The 18,087-nt window shown below is 43.5% G+C and carries 17 protein-coding genes; 5 read left to right on the forward strand and 12 right to left on the reverse strand.

What is annotated here, in order from left to right; translation table 11 throughout:
- Window positions 1-170: 170 nt before the first annotated feature.
- The 9 genes from G327_RS0107035 to G327_RS0107075 all read right to left on the reverse strand — a co-directional run bounded on the left by G327_RS0107035 (window position 171) and on the right by G327_RS0107075 (window position 9,101).
- A complete protein-coding gene (locus tag G327_RS0107035; protein WP_019614052.1) occupies window positions 171-1,475 on the reverse strand; it encodes an inosine/guanosine kinase in 1,305 nt (434 codons plus the stop codon).
- Between the two features lie 226 nt (window positions 1,476-1,701).
- On the reverse strand, window positions 1,702-2,526 hold the full coding sequence (locus G327_RS0107040) for an META domain-containing protein (protein ID WP_019614053.1): 825 nt from the start codon (window positions 2,524-2,526) through the stop codon (window positions 1,702-1,704).
- A 181-nt stretch (window positions 2,527-2,707) separates the two neighbouring features.
- Entirely contained in the window at window positions 2,708-3,019 is a 312-nt protein-coding gene (locus G327_RS0107045; RefSeq protein ID WP_019614054.1) for a cupin domain-containing protein, read from the reverse strand.
- Between the two features lie 90 nt (window positions 3,020-3,109).
- Window positions 3,110-4,297 (reverse strand): dicarboxylate/amino acid:cation symporter, encoded by a 1,188-nt coding sequence (locus tag G327_RS0107050; protein ID WP_026339239.1) that lies wholly within the window; start codon window positions 4,295-4,297, stop codon window positions 3,110-3,112.
- Between the two features lie 335 nt (window positions 4,298-4,632).
- The gene (locus G327_RS0107055) at window positions 4,633-5,760 is read right to left on the reverse strand and encodes a site-2 protease family protein (RefSeq protein WP_019614056.1); all 1,128 of its coding nucleotides are present in this window, start codon (window positions 5,758-5,760) and stop codon (window positions 4,633-4,635) included.
- Between the two features lie 148 nt (window positions 5,761-5,908).
- Window positions 5,909-6,856: a transaldolase gene (tal, locus tag G327_RS0107060; protein WP_019614057.1), complete on the reverse strand. Its 948-nt coding sequence runs from the start codon at window positions 6,854-6,856 to the stop codon at window positions 5,909-5,911.
- A 182-nt stretch (window positions 6,857-7,038) separates the two neighbouring features.
- Window positions 7,039-8,295 (reverse strand): PTS ascorbate transporter subunit IIC, encoded by a 1,257-nt coding sequence (locus tag G327_RS0107065; protein ID WP_019614058.1) that lies wholly within the window; start codon window positions 8,293-8,295, stop codon window positions 7,039-7,041.
- Window positions 8,296-8,304: 9 nt separating this feature from the next.
- Window positions 8,305-8,592 (reverse strand): PTS sugar transporter subunit IIB, encoded by a 288-nt coding sequence (locus G327_RS0107070; protein WP_019614059.1) that lies wholly within the window; start codon window positions 8,590-8,592, stop codon window positions 8,305-8,307.
- 65 nt (window positions 8,593-8,657) lie between these two features.
- A complete protein-coding gene (locus G327_RS0107075) occupies window positions 8,658-9,101 on the reverse strand; it encodes a PTS sugar transporter subunit IIA (RefSeq protein ID WP_019614060.1) in 444 nt (147 codons plus the stop codon).
- A 276-nt stretch (window positions 9,102-9,377) separates the two neighbouring features.
- On the opposite strand from G327_RS0107075, the gene G327_RS0107085 reads away from it, so the two are divergent.
- Together G327_RS0107085 and G327_RS0107090 are read left to right on the forward strand one after the other, a co-directional pair.
- Window positions 9,378-10,403, forward strand: a complete 1,026-nt coding sequence (locus tag G327_RS0107085) for a LacI family DNA-binding transcriptional regulator (RefSeq protein WP_019614062.1) — start codon at window positions 9,378-9,380, stop codon at window positions 10,401-10,403.
- A 111-nt stretch (window positions 10,404-10,514) separates the two neighbouring features.
- Complete coding sequence (locus tag G327_RS0107090; RefSeq protein WP_019614063.1) at window positions 10,515-11,855, forward strand: leucine-rich repeat-containing protein kinase family protein; 1,341 nt, start codon at window positions 10,515-10,517, stop codon at window positions 11,853-11,855.
- Between the two features lie 207 nt (window positions 11,856-12,062).
- Here G327_RS0107090 and G327_RS0107095 read toward each other — a convergent pair whose 3' ends face one another.
- Window positions 12,063-12,701: a CatB-related O-acetyltransferase gene (locus G327_RS0107095; RefSeq protein WP_019614064.1), complete on the reverse strand. Its 639-nt coding sequence runs from the start codon at window positions 12,699-12,701 to the stop codon at window positions 12,063-12,065.
- Between the two features lie 310 nt (window positions 12,702-13,011).
- On the opposite strand from G327_RS0107095, the gene G327_RS0107100 reads away from it, so the two are divergent.
- Complete coding sequence (locus G327_RS0107100) at window positions 13,012-14,565, forward strand: YjjI family glycine radical enzyme (RefSeq protein ID WP_019614065.1); 1,554 nt, start codon at window positions 13,012-13,014, stop codon at window positions 14,563-14,565.
- Window positions 14,566-14,568: 3 nt separating this feature from the next.
- A complete protein-coding gene (locus G327_RS0107105) occupies window positions 14,569-15,462 on the forward strand; it encodes a YjjW family glycine radical enzyme activase (RefSeq protein WP_019614066.1) in 894 nt (297 codons plus the stop codon).
- On the opposite strand, the gene G327_RS0107110 is transcribed toward G327_RS0107105, so the two are convergent.
- Entirely contained in the window at window positions 15,463-16,344 is an 882-nt protein-coding gene (locus G327_RS0107110; protein WP_019614067.1) for a LysR family transcriptional regulator, read from the reverse strand.
- Between the two features lie 109 nt (window positions 16,345-16,453).
- Between G327_RS0107110 and G327_RS0107115 the strand changes: the two genes are divergently transcribed.
- Window positions 16,454-17,392, forward strand: coding sequence for an NADP-dependent oxidoreductase (locus G327_RS0107115; protein ID WP_019614068.1), 939 nt, complete (start codon window positions 16,454-16,456; stop codon window positions 17,390-17,392).
- A 39-nt stretch (window positions 17,393-17,431) separates the two neighbouring features.
- On the opposite strand, the gene G327_RS0107120 is transcribed toward G327_RS0107115, so the two are convergent.
- Window positions 17,432-18,085 (reverse strand): LysE family transporter, encoded by a 654-nt coding sequence (locus tag G327_RS0107120; RefSeq protein WP_051090293.1) that lies wholly within the window; start codon window positions 18,083-18,085, stop codon window positions 17,432-17,434.
- Window positions 18,086-18,087 lie beyond the last annotated feature (2 nt).

Genomic DNA, 18,087 nt, shown 5'->3' on the forward strand with positions numbered 1-18,087 from the left:
AACGCATTGCTGATTTTAACTTCGAAGTCCAATAATTATCAGCTAAAAAATGTTCAGTTTGTAACTTTAGTTATTCCTTTGCACTGAAAACAACATTTCAGAATGATACAACAGGAACAAAAAAGCCGTCAAAAATCAACGGCTTTTATAATATTAATAATAAACAGAAGTTATCTTTCCCAGTATGCTTCTTCTAAGCTGTCTTCACGCTCAGGCAGACCGCGGGATAATCGCGGACTATGCTGTGCAAGTACTTCATAAGCAACACGGTTTGCATATTTACATATCTGCGAAAACGATGAATAACATAAACCGTCATTTTTATGCTTACTTGAACCCGGCACATTTTCTCTATGGAAAGTATTGGATGACAGATCATGCAGCAGAGCCGATAAAGCACCATCACCAGCACCGTTAGTATTACGAATTTTTTCAGGTCCGCCCATGTAAGGAGAAATATGCGCATAGACTTTAAGCGGTGTATCACAGTCGGCTTTTAATTTAGGACGAGAGAACTCATAGCGGTTAAACTCCGGAATCGCGCCAGGCAGCAGTGTATGAGATGTTTCCCGCTTTTGTGACTCTTCAGTGTAACCCGCTGTATATAGACCTAAAGGCCCTGCAGTAGTCAATACCATATCACATAGTTCAAGAGCCGCTTCACTGGCTGATAAAGGATCTTTAAAACCAGTTAGAGCTTCGCCTTCATCCTCATTCATTGCCAGAATAGTAATATTATCTTTAATGAAATTCTGCCACCAGACAGGATCTTCTTCAATTAAGAAACGTGTACCTAAAGTTAGTACCACAGGCACTTCTGCTTGTTTTGCATATTCGATTGCTTTAAGGGCGGCTTCTGTCATTGGATCACCGTCGCTTGCACGCATTAAATAAGCAGTAATGATCAGCGCAGAGGCCCCCTGAACAATCTCTTTATCAATGTACTCAGGACTTAATTTATCCATTGATCCTTTACTAATCGCAAAAGTACGTTCACCACATTCAGAAACCAGGGTAAAACAGCGACCGATTGCACCGTCAACCGGCTGTAGATAATTAAGATCTACTTTTGAAGAAGTATTACAAAGGTAACGGTAAGCATAGCTGCCGACATCAACATTGTTGCTCATTACACCAAACAGTACAGATCTGTCATCGGCTAGAATAGAGTAGTTATGGACAGTATTACCAATGGTGCCGCCGGCAAACTCGTCACTAACCAGCTTCTGGTCTTTTAATTCAGAATAGAGGGCATGTGCCGTGTCGTCATCGATAAGTGTCGAATTACCTTTTGGAAGCTGGTAACGCACAAGCAGTTCATCCGCGACTTTTGCTTCAATATCAACCAGAGTCTGATCAATACCAGTTATATAAGTTGCAGTGCGCTGCGGCTGCGGGATAAATTGAGCCAATAATGGGTCACGATTTTTTACGGGGAAATAATGTTTTGACTTTCGCTGACCTGGAAACTTCATGTTCTATTCTCGATGTAGGCAACAACGGATAGACAGCTTAGGTGCTATCCGTCTTAAAGGATAATGACCGTGTTATCAGCGGATATTTTACAGGCTAATAAAAGCGGTGACAGATCCTAGCACAAACCCTATCATAAAAAACAGCGAAAAGAACAAAGTTTGATTTAATGCAAGAATGGCTTAGAAGCCATTCTATACAGCAGTATGCAGCGACTTCAGCGAAGAACTAGTCTTCTGAAGCTGCTTTAAAACGCATAATTACCTGACTTTGGGCATCAACTAAAGATAATATTTTTCCGTTAATCTCATATAATTCTGTGTCAGCTAATGTCTTTAAAAATGGAATTTCAGTTTTATCCATATCCGGACAGGCCATCATGGTGGACATAAAAGGTGAAAAGGTTATCTGATTACCGTTCAGCTGATAACCGCCGGAGAAACCATTACAGCCAGAAAAACCCTGCGCCATCTGCTCTTCACTGCTGAAGGTCATATTGATATCTTTGGCATTTTCTTTAGTCACTACAGGGCTGCCGTTAAGCTCGATCAGCTTCCAGTAGGTATTCTCAAAACCGGCATCTGTATTAACCATAGCTGCTTTTCTGTCCATAGAGACCTTAGAAAGCATCATGTTCACTGCTTTGTTATCCTGCTCGGCAAACGCCGGTGTGCTGGTCGTATTGATAAATAATAACTGCCCGTTTACTTCGATACGCGCCTGTAAAACATAAGTCCCCTGCTCCGTAAGCACAGACGGGTCATAGTTTAAATCAACGTTCCAGGGAGGTGTATTTGTCAATGTAAGGGTTTTAGAAGCGATAGTTTGTGACGGAGCATCGGCCAGCGCAACATCCGCTAAAACTAAAGTCAGCTGTGCATTATCAGGTAATAACATACGCTCGCGATACCAGATTTCTGCACTGACTAAAGCCTGCTCTGAACTTACTGCGGCAGCCTGCATTTCCGGTGATTGATTTTTTTGCTCAAGCTGAGCACAGCCTAACAGCACCATTGAACTAAGTAATACGGCCGGCAGTTTGCAATTAAACATATTTATTCCTCTCATTGTTAATATAAAAATTTATAATAAAAGAGTCTGTTTAACAACAAACAAAAATTTCCATTTTTCTTTTATCGACAACTATTACAGCAGTCAAAATCACAGAAAAGAATACTCTTTGATATCTGTTTTTACTGAAATTATTATCAGCAGTCATCCTACCTTAATTAAATTAAAAGTGCACCGCCAGCCAGATAGTTTCAATCTCCGGATCTGTCCAGCTTACTTTATGCTTCTGCTGCGCTTTTATCTCCAGGTAATCACCCGCTTTTAAATTAACCGCCGGTCGATCGACAAAGCTTATTTCGGCAGCGCCCTGTACAACCATTACCCATTCATTGGTGTTCTGCTCATACCAGCCGGACTCGGGGGAAGTGTGCCCTTTGGAAATAATACGTTCAATTTTTACATTTTTACTGTCAACCAGATTTTCAAACACCTCGCAGCTAAAATCTGCTGGGAGTTTTTCAAATAGATTACCCATATTAATCAATCTCCAAGTAGTTTAAGCGCCTGTAAACCTTCACATGTTCAGGTTTACGGCAGGTAGGCAAAGAAGCTCCCTACCCTAAGATTAAGCCGCCTCTTTCTGCATCTGCAATTCTTCGTCCACTATTTCTTCCTCGTCGGCAACCGTGTTAATCAGCAGAGCAATCACGCCGTCACCCGTCACATTACAGGCAGTACCAAAACTATCTTGAGCTAAGTGGAGAACTATCTGCAGCGCAATCATTTCTTCCGTAAAACCAAGCATTGAGCCAAGCAGGCCGACAGACGCCATAACCGCACCGCCCGGCGCACCTGGGGCCGCAACCATAGTAATACCTAACATAGCTAGAAACGGCAGCGCTTCGAACAGAGTAGGTATAGGCCCTGCTCCAGTCATAATAATGACAGCAGCGGCAACACTGGCGACACTGATCACCGAACCTGACATATGGATATTAGCACACAAGGGCACGACAAAATTAGCAATTGAACTTGATACACCGTTACGTTTAGTCTGCTGCAGAGTGATAGGAACGGTCGCGGCGGATGACATAGTACCAACAGCGGTAAAGTAAGCCGGTAACATGGTACGCAGCAGCTTTAACGGAGACTGCCGTACAGCAATACCAGCTGTGACAAACTGCAGGGTCAACCAGAACCAGTGCATGGCAATCACAGCAATTAACACTAGGCTAAAGGTCTGCAGGGTGGCAAATACAGTGCCTTTTACCGTCATGTCCGCAAAGACGCCGGCAATATAGAAAGGCAGCGACGGAATAATTACTTTATTTAAAAACAGCTCAATGATATCGCGCCCCTGATCACTTACTTTTTTCAGATGATCCGCTCCCGTACTTGAGATGCCTAAACCAAAAATGAAAGCAATAGTTAATGCCGTCATTATGTTCATTACCGGCGGGATCTGCAGAGTTAAAAATGGAGTGAGAGCCGTTTGAGCCTCGGGAAGTTGACCTGTACCATCGAGTAAAACCGGGAACAGAGTACTTGCGACAAAGAACGCAAAAATACCGGCCCCAAGCGTCGACATATAAGATAAAGTAATGGTTTTTCCGAGTAATTTACCTGAGTTTTTCGGCAGGCTTGCTATACCGCTGGTAACATAAAAAAGGATTAACAGCGGGATGATAAATTTAATTAACTGACTAACAAAAAACTGTACCGTGATTAGACCTTGAATAAGCACATCCGGCGCAAACATGCCCATCAATATGCCTATTAATATTCCACACAATAGTTTAAGTATTAAATTCATTTTTTTTCCGTTCAGTTAGCAGGATAAGGACTTCTTATCCTAATTCGTTAATTTATTGCCGGTAAAAAGTCTGCAGTTTATTTTGACTGTTGCTTGTTGCAGACCTATTGAAAAATAGCTGTGTCTTGATAATGCCATGTTAGTGATAATAATATTGCAGATAACTAATACCAATCCGCATAAATATCTGCTCAGTCTTACTGGTTAAAATTAACGACAGCTTCGTTGTTTTCAATCCCAATAGCCAGCTATTGCTCAATCAAACGCCTTACTATCATTAATTATCCCTTCGTAATTTCAGACCATTTAATTATGCGGAATAGTATAAAAATCAGTTACGAACCTAAAATCTGCAGAGGTAGAGACAGCAGCTGATCACCCGAGCCTGCAAAATAGAAGATAACAGCAATCAGTCCGCCGACAGTTAACAGATACCAGACGCTAGAAAACACCTGCCCGTAACGGTCCAGTGGCAGCAGGTGACTCTGATGTCGAGTACGCCACTCAAATAGTATTTCCAGACTACCGATCAGCAGTAAAAAACCCAACAGCGCAAGCCCCAGGCTGTAACTGATAAATACGCCGATCCCCGCACCGGCAATACAGGCAATAAGTCCGACTTTACTGTTCATGGAAAAACTAATGCTTTTAAGCACATGGCCGCCGTCCAGCGGTAAAATCGGCAGCAGGTTAAATAAATTCAACAGGGCATTAAAGGCGGCCAGTCCGGCAAAGAAGATATTTCCCGTTAACCAGTAAACTAAAATACAAGCAAGCGACAGAATTAGACCAAAGGTCGGCCCCATAATCGAAATAACCACATCCTGCCAGCGGGTATTTATTTTTTCATCACTAACCGCCAGCCCGCCGACAAACGGGATCAAATAAATACCTTTGGTTTTCATTCCAAAATGTTTCATGGCGCGAATATGCCCGTATTCATGAAAGACCAGACAGGCTAATAGTGACAGCGCAAACTGCAGCGAAAAAAACCAGCTGTAGGCGGCTAAACTGGCGCCTGCTAATACGACTTTAATAATCTTGGCACTTTTCAGCAGTTTAAATCCCAGAGATGCCAGCCCCATTAGACTAAATTTCTTTTCTACTTTTACGGCTTTAACCGGTACCTGCTGCTCAATGTCTTTACTGTTACGTGTGCCTTCGGCGGCAAGGCTGCCGTCGACAACAAACTGATACTTAATTTCAAAGGGCTGCCAGGTTAAATCCACTTCCAAACTGCATTTTATAATATGCACCGACGGCTGTCCGTCTTCACTATCGACTTGTACTGTAGTCTGCACTTGACGGCTAAGCTCAAAGTGATGAGTCGATTTCGACTCGCGGTTCTCTGTTGCTGTCAGCTGCGAGACAATATGTTCACCCCAGTACAGCTGCTGCCAGCCCGCAAGCGAGCCCTCTAATCTTAATGTCTGTCCGAGATGTTCAAATTGCAGTAGTTCCACGTAGGTAATTCCATAGGTAATATTTTGCCGTGATTATGCCCTCAATAGAGGACAAGGAAAAGTCTTAATTTCATCGAAGTTATCGGCACAAAAAAAGTCGTTTAAAAACGACTTTTTTACTTTAACGGAGCAGATGAGCAAAGCTTTATTAGAGCATTTTTTCTATTTTACTTTCAAGCTTGCCCTGATCAACAGCGAAATTCCGGATACCTTCGGCTAATTTATCCACCGCCATCGCATCCTGATTATGCATCCATAAAAACTGTGCATGGCTTATTTTTTCCGGCCGAGGACGCACAGTAACATCGGCAGATAATTTCTGCTCCACCGCACCGTCCATCTCACTTAGTTCCTGCAGCAGCTGCGGACTGATAGTCAACCGGTCACAGCCGGCTAGTTCTAAAATTTCCCCGGTATTACGGAAACTTGCGCCCATCACAATCGTATCGTAGCCATATTGTTTGTAATAATCGTAAATCGCTTTTACCGAAATAACACCAGGATCATCGCATGCTTTAAAATCAGTGCCCTGTTTAGCTTTATACCAGTCCATAATACGTCCGACAAAAGGAGAAATCAGAGTAACATTAGCTTCTGCACAGGCGCGCGCCTGAGCAAATGAAAATAACAGCGTCAAGTTACAGCTGATGCCCTCTTTTTCTAAGATCTCCGCAGCCTTGATACCTTGCCAGGTAGAAGCAAGTTTGATCAGAATACGCTCATTTGTTATGCCCGCATCGTTATACATTTTAACCAGCTGGCGCGCTTTATTTAGACTTGCCTGCGTATCATAAGAAAGGCGTGCATCCACTTCTGTTGAGATGCGCCCCGGCACCACCTGGAGAATTTCCTTACCTATATTAACCGCCAGCATATCGCAGGTATCTGCTGTCTGCTGCTTTTTATCATTACTTTGTGTTTTTGCATAAGCGATGGAAGCCTCAATCAGGCTTTTATACTCAGGCAGCTGCGAGGCTTTTAAAATCAAAGAGGGATTGGTGGTAGCATCCTGAGGCTGGTATTTAATAATCGCTTGTACTTCACCGGTATCGGCAACTATAGTGGTAAATTCATTGAGCTGCTGCAGTTTATTCATATCTGTCTCTACTTAATTTAGCTGGATCTGATATTTCTATTTTGCTGCGTTTACAAGTGATCAATAGAACTCTTATAAACAGTTGAGTCCAAATAGTGTAATCAGAAGGAAAGGATGGAATGTAAGCCTGTTTACTGCTTAGCTGTAAACAGGCTTAATAGCGCTGAGTGGGTACGGCTTACTTAGTTAACGATAATACCAAGCAGAATACCAACAACACCAAAATCTGCATCACTGAAAGTGGTATTAGCAAATCCTAAGTCGCCTAATACTGGTAATAAGAATACCGGTAAGAAGGTGATCAGCAGGCCTTGAGCAAATGCACCAAGAATCGCACCGCGGCGTCCGCCTGTTGCATTACCGAATACACCGGCAGCAGCACCAACGAAGAAGTGCGGTACCACACCAGGAATAATCATAGTCAGATCCATCAGGTAAAGCAGGAACATACCCACTAAACCAGCGGCAAAACTTGATAAGAAACCAACTAAAACAGCATTCGGTGCATAGGGAAATACAACCGGGCAGTCAAGCGCTGGAATCGCATTCGGTACGATTTTGTCTGAAATACCTTTAAATGCAGGCACAATTTCAGAAATAACCATACGTACACCCTGCAGGATAATGTATACACCGGCTGCAAAACTGATTGACTGCATTAATGCAAACATAAACCAGTGTTTACCACCGCTTACTTCGCGGACAAAATCGCCGCCGGCAAACAGACAGGTAATGACAAAGATAATACCCATAGTGAAAGAGATTGCCACTGGTGTATCACGCAGGAACAATAAGCTCTTAGGTACATTCATCTCTTCCGTTGAATGCTCTTTATTACCAAATTTGCTGCCGATAAAACCAGCCAGCACATAAGATAATGTTGAGAAGTGTCCAATCGCCACATCATCCGAGCCGGTTACCTGTTTCATGTATTTATGTGCAATTGCAGGGAAAAATACCATTAGCGAGCCGACCAGCAGTGAACCAACCGCAATCAGCGCAATACCGGACATGCCGCTGGAAGCCAGGATAGCGGCAACCATCATTGACATAAACAGAGTATGATGACCTGTTAAGAAAATGAATTTCCACGGCGTGAAACGTGCAATTAAGATATTGACCACCATGGCAAACAGCATGATCATCGCCATCTCTTTACCAAATACTTCCTGGGCAATAGAAACGATTGCTTCGTTATTCGGCACGACACCGGTAATACCAAAAGCATGCTGGAAGATAGCAGCAAAATCACCTAATGAGCTGACCACCAGACCTGCACCCGCGCCTAGAATCACAAAACCCATGATAGTTTTTACAGTACCTTTAATACATTCTGTAACGGGTTTACTCTGTGCGATTAAACCAATCAATGCAATCAGACCAACCAGAACAGCCGGCTCGGACAACACGTCCGTCATTAAAAAGTTAAAAAATTCCATGATGCTTTCCTATAGTGCGCCAAGTTTTGTCAGAGCAGCAGATAAACGCTCTTTCATAGCGACTTTATCAATCATATTATCAAGCGTCACAATCTCACCTACTACACTCTGTGCAACCAGCTGTTCAGTGATATCTTTAGTACCGACAAAAATGTCGCAGTCAGTCCCTTTTGCAGAGCCTAAATCAACATGATCGACATTGGCGCTTACGCCCAAATCTTTAACAATTGTTTTAATGCTCATTTCCATCATTAGACTTGTACCAAGACCGTTTCCACATACAACCATAATTTTCATAATATTTACCTTCTATTGTTTTTTACTGAGAGTTATTAAATAAGTGTGTTTCTAAAAGTTTTTAATTAGTACTGTTCGACAATGCTGCGGATAGCAGCAACATCGGATGCATTACAAATTGCTTCGATATGTTCTTCATTCATAAACAGCTCCACCAGCTGCTGAATAGCTTCAACATGGCTTACACTGTCGGTGGCGGCTAATGTCAGCAGCAGTTTTACCGGATCATTTTCTTCATTATCAAAATTAACCCCCTGCTTAATCACGGTAAGGCTTAAAGACAGTCTGTTTACTCCGTCTTCCGGTCTTGCATGCGGCATCGCAATACCCGGGCCGACAACGTAATAAGGACCAATTTCCTGATGTGAACGGAAAATAGCGTCAACATAACTCGGTTCAATTGCGCCGTTATCAAGCAGCGCCTGACATGCAAATTCTATCGACTGCTGCCAGTTTTCAGCTGACTCATGAATACGGATAACATCTTCGGTAAGCATTTTTTTTAGCATGATTTTACTCTTTCTTATTAACTGTGCCTGTTTCTGATGACGCAACTTTAAACCTATTAAAGATTTTAGAAAGAGATCAGGATCACATTTGGTAGCGCTACCTGATAGCGCTACCAAATGTGTGAGTCAGCTATCATTTTTAATTAACGGCGTTGCAGATCACAGATAAAAAAAAGAGAATAAATAATGTTATGATTGATAAGTTCATATTAAAAACAATAAAAAGTTCAAGCAGCAGGTGCGCTGCCGCTGTTAAAAACATATTCAGGATATTTGATGGAAACACTTCGTAAACGCCGCGGTACCGGGCGTGTAACATTAGCAGATGTCGCTAAATCAGCCGGTGTAGGGGCCATGACGGTGTCCCGCGCATTAAGAACGCCGGAGCAGGTTTCCGACAAACTTAGAGATAAGATTCAGCAGGTTGTTGAAGAGCTGGGTTATATACCTAACCAGGCGGCCGGTGCATTAGCCTCCGGTAAAAGTGACTCGATTGCGCTGATCCTGCCCTCCTTTACCGATAAAATATGCTGCGATTTTATTCCATTTTTTCAGGAAATCCTCAATCAGGCTGGTTACCAGCTGATTATCGGCTACAGCAGTTATTCCATCACTCAGGAAGAGCAGCTGCTGTCGACTCTGTTAGCCAATAACCCGGCTGCCGTTGTGCTGTTCGGCAGTGAACATTCGGCACAGACAGTAAAACTGCTTAAAAATTCTCAAGCTGCAGTGCTGGAAATAGCTGAAATTAATGAGCTTTGCATCGATTTAAATGTCGGTACGGATCACTATCAAAGCAGTAAAGAGATGACCCGCTACCTGATTAAACAGGGTTTTCAGAAAATAGCTTTTGTTGGTGCACGCAGTGAACAAAGCATACTGCGTAAACAGCTGCGGGGCTGGCAGGCGGCTATGCTGGAGAACTATCTAGCACCGGATCATTTTTTAACTAGCAATGATGAGCCGAATATCGAATTAGGCAGTGAAGGTGTAGCAAAATTACTGCTCCAACAACCCGACCTAGATGCATTTATCTTCAGCCATGAAGAAATAGCCATGGGCGCGTTGTTTGAATGCCAGCGCCGTGTATTACAAATCCCCAAAGATATAGCGCTGACCTGCCTGGACGGCTCAACATTTAGTGAAAAGTGTATCCCTCGCCTGACCAGCATTGAGATAAACTACGCTAAAATGGCCAAAAAAGCGGCCCGGCGGCTGCTGGAAAGATTAACCGGCGAGGATCAAGGTACCTCTAAACAGATTGATATCGGTTTTAAACTTTGTGAACGAGCCAGCAGCTGATTAGATATAGCGGCTTTAGATCAATAAAAAGCACAATAAAACTCCTTTCCACTGTGTACTTTATCCATTACCATGGCGCCTTTTTTTTGATCCAAAAACCAGGCTGTCAATTTGCAAACTTTACAACAACTAAAATCCGGGCTGTTAGGCCCGGTTAAAAAGTTAACCCTTAGCGAAAATTTAAACGAATTCCCGACCGAGATCTTTACTGTAGCGGACAGCTTAGAAGTACTGGATTTATCAAATAATCAGCTAAGCACTTTACCCGATGATTTTGACCGCCTAAAGCAGCTGAAAATTCTGTTTGTATCTAATAATAATTTTGAACATTTACCCGCCGTACTGGCTAAATGCCCTAAATTAGAGATGCTCGGTTTTAAAGCCAATAAAATCCGCACAGTGCCTGAGAATGCTTTGCCTGTTGATACCCGCTGGTTGATTCTCACCGATAATGAGATTGAAAAACTACCCGACTCCATGGGACAGTTATGGCGCTTACAAAAACTGGCGTTAGCGGGCAATAAAATTACCGCCCTGCCGGACTCAATGCAGAATTGTAAAAATTTACAGTTAGCCCGTTTATCTGCTAATCAGCTAACCTCTCTACCGGACTGGCTGCTGCAGCTGCCTAAACTTTCCTGGCTGGCATTTTCCGGCAACCCTTTGTGCACAGGCTTGAGTCAGGAAACAAAGGATATGCATAAAGTTCAACTGGCAGATATCATACTGGCTGAGCAGCTCGGTGAAGGCGCATCCGGAGTTATATACCGCGGTCAATGGAACAACAGACCAGCAGTACTCGCCGGCGGTGCATCTGATATTGCGCTTAAATTATTCAAAGGAGCCGTCACCAGTGACGGTTACCCTATTGATGAATTAAACTGTTGTTTAACAGCGGGCCAACACCCTAATCTTATTAAAGTTCTCGCACAGATTGCGCAGCAGGATCAACTTGGTTTAGTAATGGAACTTATTCCAAATACTTTTGGGAATTTAGGTTTACCGCCGTCATTAATTACCTGCACACGTGATACTTTTGCCGAAGGCACACAGTTTGATGCAGACGCTGTCGCCCGGGTGGCACTGCAAATGGCTGATACGCTAGAGCATTTACATGCTAAGGGTATTAGTCACGGTGATATCTATGCACACAACGTTATGGTTGATAGTAACTATTCACTACTGTTTGGTGATTTTGGTGCATCCTCTAATCTGGCCACACTGCCTGTTATCCATAAAGAGGCCATGGAAAGTATAGAAATACGGGCTTTCGGCTGCTTATTAGAAGATATGTTAAGCCAGTGCCAGCAGGATGATAATTGTGAATTAAGCACTCAGTTAACCACCCTGAAAGATGACTGCAAACACAGTGAACAGGCTTTCCGCCCTCGCTTTTTAGAAATAAAAGCGCAGCTGCTGCTTTTATCTGCAAAGGTTGAAGTGGTTATTTAAATAATACCAATTTCATTAATTAGATGATCTATTTAGGCGTAGGTAAAATGGATGAAAGCAAGGCGTTGATTGCAGTAACTAGTTACTCTAATTATAAAATCAAGAACGAAGCTAGCGTCCATTTTAACAAGCATAAATGAATAGAAAATTAGTGGATTTGGTATGAATAATCCAGGCTCAACCCTGAGCCTGGATTTTAAAAGAAGTTTATCGAGCCGACGAATCGTAATCCTGTACTGCCAGCTGCAAACCCTCTATATCAGAACTGCATAAATACCCTTTCAACGCCTCAAATTTATCTTCCGGCCAGTTATAAACCTGTAATGCCAGCAGCGCATTTCGCACTGTGCCATCAAAACGATATTTAATGTGTTTCGCCGGGCTGCCCGCCACAATACTGTAGGGCTCCACATCTTTAGTAACCACACTGTTGGCGGCCACAACAGCCCCTTCACCAATTGTGACACCGGGCATAATCATAGCCCGCATGCCCAGCCAGCACCCGTCACCAAGAATAGTATCGCCCTTGCCCTGATAGGACTGTTCAATAAAGTCCATAAAAGGATACAAACAGAACCAGTCTGCTCTGTGGTTATGATTCCCGCCCATTAAAATCACTACTTCAGCGGCGATGCAGACGCAGTCACCGATATGCAGCTGATCGATATGCCAGTTAGGCTCGCGGGTTTCCCCGGGGCGATCCCCACATAAATAACGTACAGCGGATTGTTCAAAACCGTTATCCCAGCAGTCGCTGTAGTAACTGCGGCTACCTTTAATATGGATGTTTTTATTAATAACAACTTGGTGCAGAAGCTGAAATTTTGACCAGTGTTTTTTTGTCATGGCAATTTACTCTATATATTTGATGGTGCCGCGGAACGTTTGTCTGCGGCGATCTGTTCACGTTCAAAACAGATCACCTGCAGCGACTCGCGGCTGCTTTAATAGAGGGTTATTTTTTATCATATATATAAGTATGCCGTTACAAACTAATAAAACAGATCATAATTTACCCCTCTGTAATAAACAATTAACTTGTGAGCATTATATTCGGATTTCCATTTTGGAAAAAAGCATTTTATTTATTTTCACTTTTGGAAAAAACTAATCAGCGTTAGATTAGAGTCCTTATTTATAAAGAGGATATATACTCGTGAGTCTACAACAGAAGATCCAGCAGATTATTACTGACCCTACACTGTCAGCCAAGCAAAAATCCAGTTATCTCGCTTTAGAGGCCGACGCTAGTCTGCCCTACCTTCCTGTTTCTCAAGTAGTTCGCGAAGCAATGGACAGCGGCATACTATGCGATATGTTTGAGGGCAATGCGCCGTTCAAACCACGTTATGTATTACCCGATTATGCTAAATTTTTAAAGCAGGGCTCAGAATATCTGGAGCTGCAGGCGGCAGAAAATCTAGATGAAGCACTTAATGCACTGACCATTATTTATCATCATGTACCGTCGGTTACCAATATTCCGGTGTACTTAGGTCAGCTTGATCAAGTATTAATGCCTTATACGGCAGGGCTTGACGAAGAAACTATCTACCAGAAAATCAAACTATTCTGGATCATGCTTGACCGTACCCTGCCCGATGCCTTTATGCATGTGAATATCGGTCCAACCGATAACATCATCTGCCGCACCATCTTACGAGTTGATGCCGAGCTTAAACAGGTCGCGCCTAATCTGACCTTTATGTACGATCCAGAAATCACACCGGAAGATCTGCTTCAGCAGGCGGCGGCAAACATCTGCGAATGCAGCAAACCGCATATTGCTAACTATCCAATGCATGCGCAAAGTTATGACCAACAAGGCTTCGGCATTGTCAGCTGCTATAATTCATTACCCTTAGCCGGGGGCGCAAATACCCTGGTGCGCCTTAATTTAAAAGAAACAGCTCTGCGCGCTGACAGCAGCGAAGATTTCTTCAGTCGCACTCTGCCGCATTACTGCAGTCTTATGTATGAGCTGATTGAAGCAAGATCGCAGTTTTTACATGAGCAGTCGCATTTTTTCGACAGCTTCCTGGTAAAAGAGGGACTAATTGAAGAATCGCGTTTTGCGCCTATGTTTGGTATTTACGGTATGGCGGAAGCAGTTAATATTTTACTCAATAAAACTGATTTAACCGATATTCCGTTAAATAACTCTAAAAGCCAGTACGGCCATTGTGAAGCGGCCAATTTATTAGGCCATCAGATATCTGAAGCTTTAGACCGCATCGTTAAATCTACCGCAGTGACCTATGGTTACCACGGCCGAGCCCTGCTGCACTCACAAGGCGGCATCAGCCTTGATGAAGACGTAACTCCGGGCGTACGTATCCCTTACGGTACCGAACCGGATCCGGTTGCACATATCCAGGCACTGGCAAAACATCACCAGTATTATACCTCGGGAATCAGTGAAATTCTGACCATTGACGAAACCGTAAAATCCAACCCGCTGGCTATGTATCAGTTGTGTAAAGGGGCATTAAACTTAGGTTTCCGTGAGTTCAGCGCAAACGTTGCATCTAACGATTTAATTCGTGTCACAGGTTATATGATTAAACTCTCTGATATCGAACGCTTCAAAGAACAAGGCTCGCGGACTAATACTACCGGCTTAGGTGCAGAAGCGGCCGCTAATACCAGCATTTTAAACAGAAAACCAAGGGTTGCGAGTCATGAACAGTCACCTCGCTACGTCCGATAAAAAATGCCAGACTCAAAAGCGTCTATCAGTAAAATTATCAACTTTTCCTGTGTAGACGGGCCCGGCAGCAGACTGGTTATTTTTCTGCAGGGCTGCAATTATAACTGTCTGAACTGCCATAACCCGCAGACTATCGACCTTTGTGATAACTGCGGGGACTGTATCAGCAGCTGTCCTGCCCAGGCCTTGTCCTGGGCAGACGACAGCGCCTCAAACAACAACATAGCAAATACAGTTGTGTGGGATGCTGATTTATGTACTCAGTGTGATACCTGTTTGCAAGTTTGTCCTAAACAGTCCACGCCTAAAACTTATCATTATTCTGTCGCCGAGATGCTCCAGCTTATTCGTAAAAACAGCTTATTTATCAACGGTATTACCGTAAGCGGCGGTGAAGCAACGCTGCAGCTTAATTTTATCAAATCCCTGTTTGAAGCGGTTAAAACAGCACCGGATCTGCAGCATTTAACCTGCATGGTCGACAGTAACGGCAGTTTAAGTGAGACCGGCTGGCAGAAGCTTATGCCCTTTATCGACGGGGCTATGATTGATCTTAAAGCCTGGCAGCAGGCAACCCATTTATGGATAACCGGGCGAGATCACCATAGAGTTTTCCGTTCACTGGCACTGTTAGCCGCCGAGCATAAACTCTATGAAGTGCGTCTGCTCCACATCCCGGGTAAAACAGATTTTGAAGGTGAAATAGAGGCGCTGGCCGATTATCTGCAGCAGCTGCCGGCTGCCGTACGCATAAAGTTAAATGCTTTTCAAAACCACGGCGTAACCACTGAAGCTAAAAACTGGAACAGCTGCACTGAACAGGATATTAACCGGTTAGCCGCACAGCTGACAGATCGTGGTGTTAAATCTCTATTTTTACCTGCGGTTTATATCTGATTATTCTATTCTGTCGATAATCATATCAATAAAAGCACGCAGTGCCGGATTCATCTGTTTATTCGGTGGAAATACCAGATTTACTGGAATCTCCCCTAGGGCTTTATCTGCCAGCAGTTCCACCAGTTTACCCGAGTTAATCGCGGGCTTTACAAAGAACTCAGGCAGATAAACAATGCCCAGACCGCTCAGCGCCATATCACGAAGCAGCTCCGGATCATTAGAATGTATCTGTCCCTCAACGGGTACCATAATATTTCTGCCGCTTTCGCTGAATGCCCACTTGTTCTGATAATCAGGAATAGTATCAATTAAACACTGATGATCTTTAAGCTCCTCTGGGCTAAGTGGTATACCATACTCCTGCAGATATTCCGGTGACGCGGCCAGTTTTAACTTAATCATCGATACCTGCCGGGCAATAAGACCGCTGGAAGGTAAATTACCAATTCTTACCGCTAAATCGTAACCCTCTTCCACTAAACTCACTTTTCTGTTTAAAAATAGAGAGTGGATTTTTACCTGCGGGTGACTGCACATAAACTCTACCATCAGGGGTTTTAATACAAAAGATCCCCAAAAACTCGGCGCGGTCACTCTTAATGTACCGCGCAGCTCCTGCTGACTAAATACGGCTAAATTTTCCAGCTGTTCCACCCGGTCGAGAATTTCGTCTATTTTTTCCAGGTACAGCCTGCCTTCTTCGGTCAGGGTCAGGCTTCGAGTTGTACGGTAAAGCAGCTTTACATTTAAGCACTGCTCTAATTCGGTCACATAGCGGCTGACGGCCGAGTTAGCTAACTGCAGAGACTCAGCTGCTTTTGAAAAACTGTTTTTTCGGATCACTTCACGAAAAATTCCCATTGCACGCAGCTTATCCATTTATGCTCCATTTAAGAATAATCATTTCTCTATTTACCTATTAATCAATATTAGCGACAAATATATACTTTGTCTTGTCAACAATGACTCAAATTAAAAGGTGAACACGATGAAAGCGATTCAAGTAAACAGATACGGAAATATTAATGATGTTGTCACTACTAGCGATATAGCAAAACCACAAATTACAGCAGGCTCAGTGCTTGTGCAGGTAGAGGCGGCCAGCATCAACCCGTTAGATAATATTCTGCGTGCCGGTTATATGAAAGAGATGATGCCGATGTCTTTCCCCTATGTTATGGGCAGTGACGGCGCCGGTATTATTACTGAAGTGGGTGAAGGTGTTGAAGGTTTATCAGTCGGAGATGAAGTTTATTTCCGCCCAGGCTTTGATGAAGCGGCTGTTTTTGCACAGTATCAGCGGCTCAGCGCAGGCAGCGTAGCTCTTAAACCAGCCAGCCTATCTTTACTCGAAAGTGCAGCCCTGCCGCAGGCAGCCTTAACTGCTTATCAGGCGCTGCTTGCCGGCGGTAAAGTCGAAGGCAGTAAAATACTTATTCACGGCGGCGCCGGCGCTGTCGGCTCAGTTGCCATTCAAATAGCCAAAATTTTAGGTGCACGAGAAATCATTAGCACAGCAGCAGCTGAATCAGCGGCTTCTGTTAAAGAGTTCGGCGCTGATACTGTTATTGATTTTCAAACCCAAGATTTTAGTGAGCTGCTGTCGGATATTGATATTGTTATTGATACAGTCGGCGGTCCGGTACAGGAAAAGTCCATCGCTGTAACTAAACCGGGCGGCTCAGTTGTCAGTCTGGTTGGTGTGATGTTTGCCGATTTAGCCGCCGAGAAAGATGTATCACTTGAGCTGATGTTCCACCAGCCAAGCGCACAGCAGCTTACCTGGATTGCACAGCAGGTTGATGCCGGAAAATTAGCGCTTCAGATAGACTCGACTTATGCTGCTTCTGATATCAAAGCAGCCCTGACTCTGGTGGAACAGGGTAAAGCACGCGGTAAAGTTATTCTGGATATGAGCAGATTCTAAACAGTGTTGTGGACAGGCCGTCACTATGACGGCCTATAATTAACCAGCAGTCGTAGCTGCCACTTTCAGGCCGAAACCGATCAGCAGAGTGCCGATTACTTTTTCAATCTTGCCCTTATACTGATTAAATTTATTAAGCAGTGCCGGCTGACTCAGAAAAACGGATACTGAACTAAACCATAACAAATGCGCACAGGAGATAATCGCACCATAAAAGATCTGCAGGAACAGCGGAGTCTGCGGATTAACCACCTGCGTAAATAGGCTTAGAAAAAAGATAGTTGTTTTCGGATTAAGTGCATTGGTAATAAAACCAACTTTAAAAGCAGACCAGTTTGTTAACTGCTTAGCATGCTCTTGAGGCTGATCAATCTCGGTTTTAGAGCTGCTTCGAAAAGTCTTCCAGCCGATATAAATCAAATAGGCGGCACCCAGATATTTTATAATTGAGAATAAAACAATTGAATTAGAGATAATCACCGCCATTCCAGCAATCGAATAAGCAACATGGATCCAGATAGCCAGACTCACGCCTAATGCAGAATACAAACCGGCTGAACGGCTGTAAAAAATACTGTTTCTAGTCACCATAATAAAATCAGCACCCGGACTGACCGCCATAAAGACAGCGATAACCGCCACTGAAAGAATCTCCGCAAAATACGGTGTTAAACTCATTATAATCGTATCCATAC

The sequence above is a fragment of the Psychromonas ossibalaenae ATCC BAA-1528 genome (assembly GCF_000381745.1).
GTDB classification, from domain to species: Bacteria; Pseudomonadota; Gammaproteobacteria; order Enterobacterales; family Psychromonadaceae; genus Psychromonas; species Psychromonas ossibalaenae.